Source organism: Streptomyces sp. NBC_01707 (assembly GCF_041438805.1).
Lineage (GTDB): Bacteria > Actinomycetota > Actinomycetes > Streptomycetales > Streptomycetaceae > Streptomyces.
The window spans coordinates 5873571-5886086 of the sequence record NZ_CP109190.1 but is presented as its reverse complement, the minus strand read 5'-3'; the positions used below and the strand labels follow the sequence as shown (position 1 = coordinate 5886086).

Here is a 12516-nt window from a genome sequence, read left to right as displayed (position 1 = left end):
GCCCGCAATCACAGGCATGCACCGGATCCTGCCCTGTAGCATGAAGGAAACGTGATCGACAAAGATCGATAGATCCGGTCAACACCGGATCGACCAACTCTGCCTGACGCAGAGCTGGCGCGACCGTATGGCGGTCGTGGCGTCCTCCGCCTCTGCTGCGAGCGCCCGGCATCTACCGCAGTTCCGCGCGAAGAGGACAGCTCTCGGCAGCTCCCGTCCGGGACCGGCACCCACAGGTGCGGACCGGCCACGGAAGCATGGCTACCAGGCGGCAGAAAGGCATGGACCGTGGCGTCCACGGTCTCCGACCGCCCCGGTTACGGGCAACTGCTGCGCATCCCCGGTGCGTGGACCTTCCTCCTTCCGGGCTTCGCCGCACGGCAGCCCTTCGCGATGCTGACCATCGGCATCGTCCTGCTGGTTCAGCACGCCACCGGCTCGTACGGCAGCGCGGGCGCCGTCGCCGCTGTCACCGGTGTGTCCATGGCACTGTTCGCCCCGCAGAGCGGCAAGCTGGCCGACCGCATCGGCCAGCGCGCCGTACTGCTGCCGGGAGTCCTCGTGCACGCGGCGTCCGTATCGGCACTGACGACACTCGCACTGGCGGACGCACCGCTCTGGCTGCTGTTCCTGGCCGCGGTGCCGACCGGTGCCTCCGTCCCGCAGATCGGCCCGATGGTGCGGGCCCGCTGGGCGGCGCTGCTGGGCGCGGCACCCGGCCGGAAGGCCTCGCCCCTGATGTCGACCGCCGCCGCCTTCGAGTCGGTGACGGACGAGTTCACCTTCGTCATCGGACCCGTCCTCGCCACCGCCCTGTGCACCGGGGTGCATCCGGCGGCCGGACTGATCGCGGAGGCCGCACTGACGCTGATGGGCGGCCTGTTCTTCGCGGCGCAACGCCGAACCCAGCCGGCCGTCCGCGCCACCGCGTCCGACGCCTCCGAACGACACACCTCCGCCCTGTCCGTACCGGGCGTACGCGTGCTCGCCATGGCGTTCCTCGGGATCGGTGCCGTCTTCGGTGGCATGCAGGTCTCGCTGACCGCGTTCGCCGAGGAGATCGGCCGGCCCGGCGCGAACGGCCTGCTGTACGGGATCTTCGCGGCCGGCAACATGCTGGCCGGGATCGCCTGCGGTGCCGTCGCCTGGAAGAGCGGGCCGCGACGCAGGCTGATCGCCGGGTACGCGGCGCTGACCCTGACCGCGTCCGGGCTGTGGGCCGTGCACTCCGTGCCGCTGCTGGCCGGGCTCGGGCTGCTCGTCGGACTCTCCATCGCACCGGCGCTGATCAGCGGATACACACTCGTCGAGGCGCTGGTTCCGGCCTCCGCGAGGACCGAGGCTTTCACCTGGCTGACGGGCTCGGTCGCGCTCGGCCAGGCAGCGGCCGTGACGGTCGCCGGACGACTGGCGGACGCCCACGGCGCGAGCACCGGATTCGTGGTGCCGCTGGTGGGGACCGTGCTGGCGCTCGTGACCCTGGTGACGCTGCGTTCGCGGCTGACACCGAGAGCTCCGGGACGGACCGTGGCACGTGGTGTCGGTCACCGAGAGCCGGTCACGGTGGACTGATCCAGCGGAATACGTCAGTATGGAGCGTCGTTAGCACTCACAGAGTCAGAGTGCCAGGAGGAGCAAGTGCCGACCTATCAGTACCAGTGCACCGAATGTGGCGAGGGCCTCGAGGCGGTGCAGAAGTTCACCGATGACGCTCTGACCGTGTGCCCGAACTGCGAGGGACGCCTGAAGAAGGTGTTCTCGGCGGTCGGCATCGTCTTCAAGGGTTCCGGCTTCTACCGGAACGACAGCCGCGGCTCCTCGTCGAGCAGCGCGCCGGCGTCGTCGTCCGCGAAGGCGACCGGTTCCACTTCGTCGACTTCCTCGACGGGGTCGGACTCGAAGTCGTCCGCGTCCTCGTCCGCCGCTGCTTCCTCTTCCTCGTCGTCGTCCTCCGCGTCGTCGTCGAGCGGTACGTCGGCCGCCTGAGCCGAGGTACGCAGCTTCACACTTCATCCGAGAGCCCGGCCGATCCGATCGGCGGGGCTCTCGGCATTTACAGCCCCGCTAGTGTGATCGCATGGTGAACGCAGAGATCGGTGTCATCGGCGGCTCGGGCTTGTACTCCTTCCTGGAGGACGTCACCGAGGTTCGCGTGGACACCCCGTACGGACAGCCGAGCGATTCCGTCTTCCTCGGCGAGATCGGCGGCCGCCGGGTCGCCTTCCTCCCCCGCCACGGACGCGGCCATCATGTGCCGCCGCACCGCATCAACTACCGCGCCAACCTGTGGGCGCTGCGGTCCGTGGGCGTACGTCAGGTGCTCGGCCCGTGTGCGGTCGGCGGGCTGCGTCCGGAGTACGGACCGGGAACGCTGCTCGTACCTGACCAGATGGTGGACCGCACCAAGGCCCGCACGCAGACGTATTACGACGGGGAGACCCGTGCCGACGGCGTGGCGTCGAACGTGGTGCACCTGGGCTTCGCCGACCCGTACTGCCCCGAGGGGCGCAAGGTCGCACTGGCCTCGGCCCGCGCCAAGGGCTGGGAGCCGGTGGACGGCGGGACGCTGGTGGTCGTCGAGGGGCCGCGCTTCTCGACCCGGGCCGAATCGCGCTGGCATGCGGCGATGGGCTGGTCGGTGGTCGGTATGACCGGGCATCCGGAGGCCGTGCTCGCCCGTGAACTGGGGCTCTGCTACACGACGATGACGCTGGTGACGGACCTGGACGCGGGCGCCGAGGCGGGCGAGGGCGTCTCCCACGGGGACGTGCTGAAGGTGTTCGCGGCCAACGTGGACCGGCTGCGGGCGGTGCTCTTCGACGCGGTGACGGCTCTGCCCGCGGAAGGGGAGCGCAGCTGTTCCTGTGCGCGTGCGCTGGACGGGATCGAGACGGGGATCGAGCTGCCGTAGGGGTGCGGCCGCGGCTTGGTCCGCGGCTCCGGCCGAATCCTGGTCATGGCACGGGCCCGCGTCATGACTCGGGCCCAGTCATGGCGCGGGCCCGGCCCTGACTCCGGCCCGCTCCTGACTCCGGCCCGGTCCTGGCTGCGGCCCGCCAGTCCGGTCTTGGTGCCGGTCAGGTCCTGGTCCCGGCCCGGCTCCAATCGCGGTTCTGCGAGGCGGGTGGGGCGCGGGTGGGTGACCGCGTTGTCCACAGCATGTGCGTTGTCCACAGGGCTCGGCGGGAATCTCACGGACGGTGGATCGTGAGGGGCGTCGGTGTTCGTCCGAACGCCGGATCTCGCGTTTCCTCACTCCCCACGGCAGGTGGTGTCGGCCATGTTCCCGCCCGTTTCTCCGACCACGTCCTCGTCCGATGCGCGTCCGACGGTCCCCGGTCCGCCGGTGTCGGCGCCACCGCCCTGCGGGGTGCCCGCGTTCGCGCCGCTGCGGGTGCGCGGGGGTGGAGGGCGTCGGTTACGGCGGGCGGTGTGGCGACAGCGCCGTGCGATGGCGGCCGGGCTGGCGCTGACGGCTGCGGCGCTGGCCACGACAGGACTGACCGGTGGTGACGGTGGACGCGGGGCGGCCGACCCCGCGGGAGGCCCGGCGCCGGAAGGGGAGCGGCGACAGGTTCAGCTGGTGTCGGCGCCGGTCCGGATCGCGGATCCGGCGACGGTGCGGCTGTTGCGGCCGGGCGACCGCGTGGACGTGATCGCGGGCGGGGGTTCCGGGGCGGACGCCAGGGTGGTGGCGAAGGGGGCCCGGGTGGCGGCGGTACCGCGGACGGCGGGCGACGGTTTCATCGAAGGCCCTGCGGAAGGTGGCGCGCTGGTCGTGCTGTCCGTGCCTCGGAGCACGGCGGCGTCGCTGGCCGGCGCGGGGATCTCGGCCCGGCTGGCGGTGACGCTGTGCTGAGTCGTGCACACCGGACCACTCGCACTGATGAGCCGTCAACTCACCTTCCGAAAGGCAAGGATTGGGTGGTTTCGCCTCGTACTGGCGTAGGTTGCGGAACAGTTCGCTCCCCCTACGGCACATGCGGAGGAAGACTCACTCGTGAGCGAGAAGAAGTAGGTCAGTCTGCTGGAAGGCTTCAAGGTCTTCCTGTTGCGCGGCAATGTGATCGACCTGGCGATCGCGGTCGTCATCGGCGCCGCGTTCACCAACATCGTGAACGCGTTCGTCAAGGGCGTCATCGATCCGCTCGTCGGTGCGTTCGGCACCAAGAATCTGGGGAGCTACAGCTCCTGTCTCAAGGGCTCCTGTGTCACCGACCCGAAGACGGGCGAGGCGACCGAGGGCATCCGCATCCTGTGGGGCTCGGTGCTCAGCGCCACGCTCAGTTTCGTGATCACGGCAGCCGTCGTCTACTTCCTGATGGTGCTGCCGATGGCCAAGTACCTGGCGAGGCGAGCGGCGATCCAGGCTGTCAAGGACGGCGTGCAGGAGACGCTGGAGGTGAGCGAACTGGAGGTGCTGAAGGAGATCCGCGACGTGCTCGTCTCTCAGCGCAGTGGCCCGGCGGGCAAGGGCCGCGGCCAGGAACCGGGCCGCGGCCACGACGAGTGACTCAGACGTGGTGGGGAGGCTTCTCGTCGAGGAAGCGCGCGAGGTCGGCGGCGCTGCCGCCGGCCGGAGCCCGCTCGCCCCACGCTCGGTCCGTATCGTCCGCGGACTGCTGGTCCAGCGGATCGTCGAAGATCAGAGCCGGCTTGGGCTTCCTCTGCTCCGGCTGTGTCGGGGGCGTCGGCTGCGTCGGTTTCGAATCGCGCGGTCCGGGGGTGGGGGCGGTGCTCATACCAACCAGGGTACGGCGACGGTCAGCGGTCCTTCGGGTCAAGCACCCAGAGGCCCAGGACGACGAGGAACGACAGACAGAGGAAGCCCGCTCCCCACCAGGCCGTTCCGGTGTTGCCCTCCATCCATTCGTCGACGATGACGGTCAGTCCCCAGAGCTGGCCGATGACGACGGTCATGGCAAGGGTCAGCCGGGCCGTCAGTTTCGAGGAGCGCTCGGGTTCCTGGTCGGTGCCCGCTCCCGGTCCCGGACCGGTGCGGCGGACCCGGGGGTGGCCGTAGCCGCTGGTGGAGCGGATCTGCGGATAGCGCTCGTGGACGGGTCGGTTCAGTTCCGGCCGGGCGCTGCCCGGGTGGTACTCGGGATAGGCCGGGCGTTCCGGGTCGGCGGGTTGCCGGGCGTCGGTCATGTCCGCCTGCCGGGGGTCTCGGCTTCGGGTGCCGCGGTACGGGGAGCCTTCGCGCCGGGAGCCTGTGCCGGAGGTGCCTCCGCCCCGCCGTCCCGGACCGAGGGGCAGCCGATCCGCGAGGCGAGGTCCGGCCGTTCCTCGCTGATCTGGCGGCACAGACCGCGCTCGATGCTCTCGCCGGAGCGGGTGGTGCCGACTGCCCAGACGCTGCCGTCGGTCTGCTCGGTGAGCGCCACCTTGGGCAGGGGTCGGGGCGGCGGTCCGGCGGTGACTTCTCCGGTGCGCACATCGAAGATGCCCTCGTGGCAGGGGCAGTAGAACTCTCCCTCCGGACCGCGGTCCTTGCGCCAGAGCACCGCGCAGGCGAGATGGGTGCAGATCGCCGAGTAGCCGACGAGCGTGCCGTCGTCCAGCCGTACGGCGACCGCCTTGTCATCCTCCTCGGGGTAGCTGAAGGCGATGGCCTCGCCGGGCAGGAGCTGAGCGGTGATCTTCCTCGGTTCGGGTGCCTTGGCGTCACCCGTGTCGCCGTGGCGCGGGAGCATGCCGCCGGCCACGCCGAGGCCGCCGACGGCGAGTCCGCCGGAGACGGTCGCGACGATCCGGAGGTAGTCACGCCGGGTGGTGAGGGAGTCGGCGGCGATCCGGTCGTGCAGGGCCTTGCGCGCGTCGCCGTGAGGGCTCCGGCCCCCGGTCGGCGGCTGTTCGGTGACGCTCATCGGCGGACGCCCTTCCCGTTGATCTCGACGACGGGAAGACCGCCGGGCACCGGCCACTGGACCTTGTCGGCGGGGACGACCATGGCCACACCGGTGCGGACCTCGGTCTCGCCGAAGGTGAAGGTGTCGGCGATCTGGACGCCGGGCCGCTCCGCCTGGAGCTCCTCGGCCGTTCCGTAGAACAGCGCCCCGGTCGGGCAGACGGTGGCGCACATGGGGGCGAGACCGTAGGCGGTGCGGTCGTAGCAGAGGTTGCACTTCATCTGCAGCTTCGCCTGGAGGTCGATCTTCGGGACGCCGAACGGGCAGGCGTTGACACAGTTGGCGCAGCCGATGCAGCGGGTGGTGTCGGCCTGCTGCACCACACCGTCGGCGGTGACCAGGATCGCGTCGGCGGGGCAGACCTCGGCGCACGGCGCGACCGGGTCCTCGCAGTGCATACAGACCGTGGGAAGGGAGGCGACGGAGTGGCCCTCGTCGGTGTAATCGAGGTGGATCATCGACTTGCCGCGGTGCGAGTCACATTCCCGGCATGCGGACACACAGGCCTGGCAGCCGATGCAGCGCCCCGGGTCGATGAAGATCGTTCTTCCCATCATGCGGGCTTCAGCTCCTCTCCGAGGTGCCACGGCCTTGCGGGGCCGTGGGCGGCAACGGATCGGTACGGGAGACCTGGGCCTCCGGGTAGGCGACCTGGCCGGGCGGGACGGGAGGCGCGGGAACCTCGTCGATCTTCTCGGCGTGCTCGATGCGGCAGGCGCACACCTTGTATTCGGGGATCTTGGAGCGGGGGTCGAGGGCGTCGACGGTGAGGGCGTTGGCGGCGGTGGGGACCGGCCAGTGGTACGGGATGAAGACGGTGTCGGGGCGGATCGCCTCGGTGACGAGGGCGGGGAAGACCTCGCTGCCGCGCCGGGTGATGACGCGGACCGGTTCGCTGTTGCGGAAACCGTGGGAGGGGTGGATCTCGGCCCAGGGGCGCGGGGTCTGCTCGACGAGAGCACCCAGCCGACGGGTCTGGTTGCCCGAGAGGAAGTGGGCGACGGTGCGGCCGGTGGTGAGCGACATGGGGTACTCGTCGTCGTCGTACGGGTCCATCGGCGGGTGCCAGTCGACGACCTGCAGATGGATCTTGCCGTCGGGGTGGTAGGTCCTGCCGTCCTCGAAGAGGCGGGGTGTGCCGGGGTGGTCGGTGGAGGGGCAGGGCCAGGCGATGCCGCCGGTCTCCTCGAGCCGTTCGTAGGTGATGCCGTAGTAGTCGTTGACGGTTCCGGCGGAGGCGATCCGCAACTCGTCGAAGACCGCACGCGAGTCGGCGAACGCGAATTTGTCCCCCGCGCCGAGCCGCCGGGCGAGTTCGCACATCACCCAGGTGTCGGTCCGTACCCCGGGGGGCGCCTCCTGGGCCTTGTTGTGCTTGACCACGCGGGCCTCTGCGTTGGCCATCACCCCTTCGTCCTCGGCCCAGGTGGTGACGGGAAGGACGACATGCGCGTTGGCAGCGGTCTCGGAAAGGAAGAAGTCGAATTGGGCATGGAATTCGGTGGCGTCGTACCCCTCCTTGACCACCCGGTAATTGGGCAGGGAGACGAAGGGGTTGTTGCAGATGCCGATCAGACCGCGGATCTCGCGACGCTGCATCTGCCAGACCATTTCCATCATCGAGGTACCGGCGGGCGGGAGTTCGGACTCCTCGATGCCCCAGATCTCGCAGATCTGCCGACGGTGCTCCTCGTTCATGATCGAGCGGCCGCCGGGAAGGAGGTCGGCCTTCTGGCCGTGCTCTCGGCCGCCCTGCCCGTTGCCCTGGCCGGTGATGGTGCCGTAGCCGGCGCCGGGCTTGCCGATGTGGCCGGTCGCGGCGCAGAGGTTGATCACGGTGAGGCAGTTCTCGACACCCTGCGAGTGGTGTTCGATACCGCGGGCATGCCAGGCCATGGCCTTGGGGGCGCGGGCGAAGGTGCGGGCGACCTGGACGACCTGTTCGGCGGGGATGCCGCAGATCTCCGCGGCGCGGGACGGTGGGTATTCGGCGGCCTTGGCCTTGACCTCGTCCCAGCCGGTGGCGTGGGCGGCGAGATACGCCTCGTCGGTGAGGCCCTCCTCGATGACCACGTTCAGGACGGAGGTGAAGAAGGCCGAGTCGGTGCCCGGCTTGAGGGCGACATGGATGTCCGCGGTGCGGGCGATCGCGGTCTCGCGGGGGTCGACGACGATCAGGCTGGCGCCGCGGTCCCGGGCCCCCCACACGTACTGCGTCATCACGGGGAAGCATTCGCCGACGTTGGAGCCCGCGATCAGCAGGCAGTCGGTGAGCAGGCAGTCGGAGAAGGGGTTGCCCGCCCGGTCGATGCCGAAGGCGAGCTTGTTCGCACCCGCGGCGCTGACCATGCAGAGCCGGCCGTTGTAGTCGACATGCCGGGACTTGAGGGCGACCCGGGCGAATTTGCCGACGAGATACGTCTTCTCGGAGAACAGGCTGGCACCGCCGAGGAGACCGAAGGCGTCGTTGCCGTGGGTCTGCTGGATGCGTGTGATCTCGGAGACCGTGAAGTCGAGCGCCTCGTCCCAGGAGACCTCCCGGAACTCCTCGTCGCGGGAGCGGCGCATCAGCGGGGCGGTGAGCCGGTCGGGGTGGTTGACCTGCTGATACGCATTGATGCCCTTGGGACAGAGCCGCATCCGGTTGATGTCGTGGTTGCGGGGTTCGACGCCGAAGACCTTGCCGCCGCGGTCGACGCGCAGATACATCCCGCACTGGACGCCGCAGAAGCAGCAATGGGTGGGGACGAGCGTCTCGCCGTCCTGGTCGGCGTGCCACCGGTCGGCCGGGATGCCGCCGGCGTCCCGGAAGGCCCGGGTGCCCGGCGGTGCGAGGGAGGGGTCGAGCGGGACGACCGGACCCGGGTCGGCAGTCACTTGAAGCCCTTCTTCACATGGGAGAGATAGGCGCTGCCGCGCAGCACCCGTTTGCAGCGCGGGCAGTATTCGGCCCACTCGTCGAAGTCGAGGCTGAGATCGCGCATGGTGCCGCGGAGGTTCTCGACGTACGGCCCGGTGTCGATGGGCTCCTCGCAGCGGCGGCAGCTGAAGATCTCCTGGTCCTGCCGGCCGGTGTACTTGAACAGCTGCATACCGACCGCGGCCGGTCGCTGGACGATGTGGAAGAACTTCCCGAACGGGATGTAGATGAGGGTGAAGACCACCGACACCATGTGGAGGATCCCCAGGAATTCGTATCCGCCGCCGTGCAGGAAGATCGACGAGAAGGTGAGCAGCAGACCGGTCACGGAGATGACGATCAGGGCGATCAGCGGCACCAGGTCGTAGCCGAAGCGCTGGCCGGTGATGGCGCCGCGATCCTTCATACGGCGCCAGAGGAAGTAGGAGGCCCCGGGGATGACAAGCACGGCGGCGATGTCCAGACCGTGGAACATCAGCCACCCGAGGATGTTCAGCGAATCGAAACCGATGATCTTGAAGCCCCAGATCCGCATCTCGTAGCCGGGGCCCGAGCCGGTGCCGGAGGTGAAGGTGAACCAGCCCCAGGTCAGCGGGAAGGTGATCAGCGAGGCGAGGATGCAGCCCCAGAAGATCAACTGGTGGGCGGCCCAGCGGGCGTGCGAGCGGGCACCGAGGAACTTCTGGAAGCCCAGATAGGTGGCGATCATCCTCGGCAGAGCGGTAGGGCCCTTGCGGAAGTTGGCCATGGAGAAGAAGCTCCGCCAGCCCTGCTTGAACAGGCGGCGTGCCCCGGGCGCGGAGACCCAGACCGTGTAGCGGTAGGCGACACCGAAGGCGAGGAAGACCGTGGCGACCGCATACGGAAGGAGCGCGGAGTCGAAGTTCTCCAGCAGCCGGCTGCCGAACACGATCGCGAGGACCAGCAGGACGGAGACGATGACGCCGACCGCGGTCGCACGAGAGGTGACGGAGCGGAGGACCGCGGTGCGGGCGCTGCCGGGGGCGGGCGGTACAGGCGTGGCCCCGGCCGGGTTCGACGCGGTGGCGGCCGCGGTTGCGCTTTCGTCTGCGGCTTCTGGGGGCTCGGTCACCGGCCCACCGTAGGGCCGGATGGGACGGTTGGTCCTGATTTGACGTCCGGCTGAGTGAGCGCGTCACCCAGCGGCACGAAGCCCGGGCGCGCGACGGTCCGCGGCGCAGGACCTGACGCGGGACGCTTTCCCCGTACGACCTGCGCGTCCCGCCACCGACCACCCAAGTGGTCTGCTGTGCTGGGCCCCATGCCCCGGATGACCGCCCGCAGCCGCACCGAGAAGCACCGCACCTCGACCCCGCTGGAACTCTTCTTCGACCTGTGCTTCGTCGTGGCCGTCGCCCAGGCGGGCGGTCGTCTCGTGCATGCCCTCGCCGAGGGGCATCCCGGCACCGGGATCGCCAGCTATCTGGCCGTGTTCTTCGGGATCTGGTGGGCTTGGGTGAACTTCTCCTGGTTCGCCTCCGCGTACGACACCGACGACACGCTCTACCGCCTGGTCACGTTCGTCCAGATCACCGGTGTGCTCATCTTCGCCGCCGGGGTGCCGCGCGCCTTCGACGACGGGGACTGGACTCTCGGTGTCATCGGCTATGTGGTGATGCGGCTCGCGCTCACCAGCCAATGGCTGCGGGTGGTCCACTGTTCCGAGGGTGCGGAACGCAGGGTCGCGCAGCGGTACGCGATCGGGATCGCCCTGGCCCAACTGGGCTGGATCGGCATGCTGTTCGTGCCCGCCGACATGAACGGCACCCGTACCGCGGTCTACGTGGCACTCGCCCTGTGCGAGCTGTCGGTTCCGGCCGTCGCCGAGCGTGAACGCAGGACGAGCTGGCATCCGCATCACATCGGCGAACGGTACGGCCTGTTCACCATCATCGTGCTCGGCGAGACGATCGCCGCGGCAACGGTCGCCGTCCAGGAGTCGGTCGACGAGCACGACGCGCTCGGCGAACTGCTGCCGGTCGCCGCGGGCGGACTGCTGATCGTCTTCGCCGCCTGGTGGGTCTACTTCGCCGTTCCGATCCACAACTATCTCCGTGGCAGCAGGCAGTCGTTCATCTGGGGATACGGCCACTACGTGATCTTCGGTTCCGCCGCCGCGATCGGCGCGGGCATCGAGGTCGCGGTGGAAGGGGCCACCGGGAAGGCCCATGTGTCGGCGGAGGCCGCCTCGGCCGCCGTGACCGTACCCTCGGCGGTCTTCCTGCTGACGGTCTGGCTGCTGCACGCCCGCCACTTCAAGCGCGACCTCGCGGAGCAACTGCCTCTCCCCCTGGCCGCGGTGGCCATCCTGGCCTGTACGTTCGCCGGGGAGTACGCGGTCTTCGCGGCAGGCCTGGTGGCCTCCGCGACCGTGGCGGCCGGAGTGGTGCTGTCGCGGCGCCCGGCACCGGGCGGGCCGGTCTCCACCTCCGTTCCGCCGACCCATGCGTGAGGAGCACACGATGACCGGACAGCACACCGGACAGGGCCAGGCACAGGGCGCGCAGCCGCCGACCTCCCTCCCCCCGGCCGGGAGGGACGCGCTGACGGATGTGGCCGGGTTGCGGGTCGGTCATGCGCGGGTTTCCGGCGACGGCGCACTGAGCGGCACCACCGTCGTCCTCGCCCCCGAGGGCGGCGCGGTCGCCGCCGTCGACGTACGGGGCGGCGGCCCGGGCACCCGGGAGACGGACGCGCTCGACCCCCGCAACCTGGTGCAGCGCATCGACGCCGTCGTCCTGACGGGCGGCAGCGCGTACGGACTGGACGCGGCGTCCGGCGTGATGGCCTGGCTGGAGGAGCAGGGGCGGGGCGTGCGGGTCGGTCCCGATCCGTCGCAGGTGGTGCCGGTGGTCCCGGCCGCATGCATCTTCGACCTGGGGCGGGGTGGCGACTGGCGGGCCCGCCCGGACGCCTCGACCGGCCGCGCCGCGGTGGAGGCCGCGGGGGGCACGGAGTCGGGTGCCCCGGTCGCGGAGGGCGGCGTCGGCGTCGGCACGGGAGCGGTCGCCGGCCGGCTCAAGGGTGGGGTGGGCACGGCGAGCGCACTGCTGCCGTCGGGGATCACGGTCGGTGTGCTGGTCGTGGTGAACGCGGCGGGTTCGGTGGTCGATCCGGTGACCGGGGTGCTGTACGGCGAGTACGGAGCCGCCGAACCGCCCGTGCACCCCCCGGCGGACGTCCACAGGACCGCCGGGCGCCGGCTGGCCGAGGCGGCGGACGCCGAAGCCCGCCCCCCGCTCAACACCACGCTCGCCGTCGTCGCCACGGACGCGGATCTCACCCGCGCGCAGGCGCAGAAGCTCGCGGGCACGGCGCACGACGGACTGGCGCGCGCCGTCCGTCCCGTACATCTGCTGAACGACGGGGACACGGTCTTCGCGCTCGCCACCGGGGAGCGGCCGCTGCCCCCGGACAACCCGATCGCGCTGAACGAACTCCTGGCGGCCGGCGCCGACGTGCTGACGCGAGCCGTCGTGAAGGCCGTACGGGCGGCCGAGAGCGTCGAAGCCCGCCACCCCGGCGCGGGCACGTACCCCTCGTACAGCGATCTCTACGGCACCGGCTGACCGCCGACTCGCCGTCCGCACAAGGAAGTTCGGACGAAACGCCAGGAACTATCCGCGCGTGCCGTACGTTTTCCGGAACCCCGGTCTCGATGTC

Annotated in this window: 13 protein-coding genes; 7 read left to right on the top strand and 6 right to left on the bottom strand. The window is 70.2% G+C overall.

What is annotated here, in order from left to right; all coding sequences use genetic code 11:
* Positions 1 to 288: 288 nt before the first annotated feature.
* The 5 genes from OG963_RS26545 (at position 289) to OG963_RS26525 (ending at position 4513) form a co-directional block, all read left to right on the top strand.
* On the top strand, positions 289 to 1572 hold the full coding sequence (locus OG963_RS26545) for an MFS transporter (protein WP_371799530.1): 1284 nt from the start codon (positions 289 to 291) through the stop codon (positions 1570 to 1572).
* A gap of 66 nt (positions 1573 to 1638) precedes the next feature.
* Positions 1639 to 1986, top strand: a complete 348-nt coding sequence (locus tag OG963_RS26540; RefSeq protein ID WP_030926662.1) for an FmdB family zinc ribbon protein — start codon at positions 1639 to 1641, stop codon at positions 1984 to 1986.
* Between the two features lie 91 nt (positions 1987 to 2077).
* Positions 2078 to 2911, top strand: coding sequence for an S-methyl-5'-thioadenosine phosphorylase (locus OG963_RS26535; RefSeq protein ID WP_030926660.1), 834 nt, complete (start codon positions 2078 to 2080; stop codon positions 2909 to 2911).
* A 369-nt stretch (positions 2912 to 3280) separates the two neighbouring features.
* On the top strand, positions 3281 to 3859 hold the full coding sequence (locus tag OG963_RS26530) for a hypothetical protein (protein ID WP_176902287.1): 579 nt from the start codon (positions 3281 to 3283) through the stop codon (positions 3857 to 3859).
* Positions 3860 to 4024: 165 nt separating this feature from the next.
* Complete coding sequence (locus OG963_RS26525) at positions 4025 to 4513, top strand: MscL family protein (RefSeq protein WP_256328179.1); 489 nt, start codon at positions 4025 to 4027, stop codon at positions 4511 to 4513.
* Position 4514: 1 nt separating this feature from the next.
* Here the strand turns inward: OG963_RS26525 and OG963_RS26520 are convergent, their stop codons facing one another.
* Genes OG963_RS26520 through OG963_RS26495 form a run of 6 tightly spaced genes read right to left on the bottom strand, consistent with a single transcriptional unit; the run spans position 4515 to position 9925 of the window.
* On the bottom strand, positions 4515 to 4742 hold the full coding sequence (locus OG963_RS26520) for a hypothetical protein (RefSeq protein ID WP_030926653.1): 228 nt from the start codon (positions 4740 to 4742) through the stop codon (positions 4515 to 4517).
* A 22-nt stretch (positions 4743 to 4764) separates the two neighbouring features.
* Positions 4765 to 5151 (bottom strand): hypothetical protein, encoded by a 387-nt coding sequence (locus tag OG963_RS26515; protein WP_371799529.1) that lies wholly within the window; start codon positions 5149 to 5151, stop codon positions 4765 to 4767.
* The gene (locus OG963_RS26510; protein WP_371799528.1) at positions 5148 to 5870 is read right to left on the bottom strand and encodes a ubiquinol-cytochrome c reductase iron-sulfur subunit; all 723 of its coding nucleotides are present in this window, start codon (positions 5868 to 5870) and stop codon (positions 5148 to 5150) included. Before OG963_RS26510 ends, OG963_RS26515 begins: the two co-directional genes overlap by 4 nt.
* On the bottom strand, positions 5867 to 6469 hold the full coding sequence (locus OG963_RS26505) for a 4Fe-4S dicluster domain-containing protein (RefSeq protein WP_093776394.1): 603 nt from the start codon (positions 6467 to 6469) through the stop codon (positions 5867 to 5869). The genes OG963_RS26510 and OG963_RS26505 overlap by 4 nt, the downstream gene beginning before the upstream one ends.
* Positions 6470 to 6476: 7 nt before the next feature.
* On the bottom strand, positions 6477 to 8789 hold the full coding sequence (locus OG963_RS26500; RefSeq protein ID WP_371799527.1) for a molybdopterin oxidoreductase family protein: 2313 nt from the start codon (positions 8787 to 8789) through the stop codon (positions 6477 to 6479).
* Entirely contained in the window at positions 8786 to 9925 is a 1140-nt protein-coding gene (locus OG963_RS26495) for an MFS transporter (protein WP_371799526.1), read from the bottom strand. Before OG963_RS26495 ends, OG963_RS26500 begins: the two co-directional genes overlap by 4 nt.
* A gap of 198 nt (positions 9926 to 10123) precedes the next feature.
* Here OG963_RS26495 and OG963_RS26490 point away from each other — a divergent pair, with 198 nt between their 5' ends.
* The gene (locus OG963_RS26490) at positions 10124 to 11305 is read left to right on the top strand and encodes a low temperature requirement protein A (protein ID WP_371799525.1); all 1182 of its coding nucleotides are present in this window, start codon (positions 10124 to 10126) and stop codon (positions 11303 to 11305) included.
* Positions 11306 to 11315: 10 nt separating this feature from the next.
* Complete coding sequence (locus OG963_RS26485) at positions 11316 to 12422, top strand: P1 family peptidase (protein ID WP_371799524.1); 1107 nt, start codon at positions 11316 to 11318, stop codon at positions 12420 to 12422.
* Positions 12423 to 12516 lie beyond the last annotated feature (94 nt).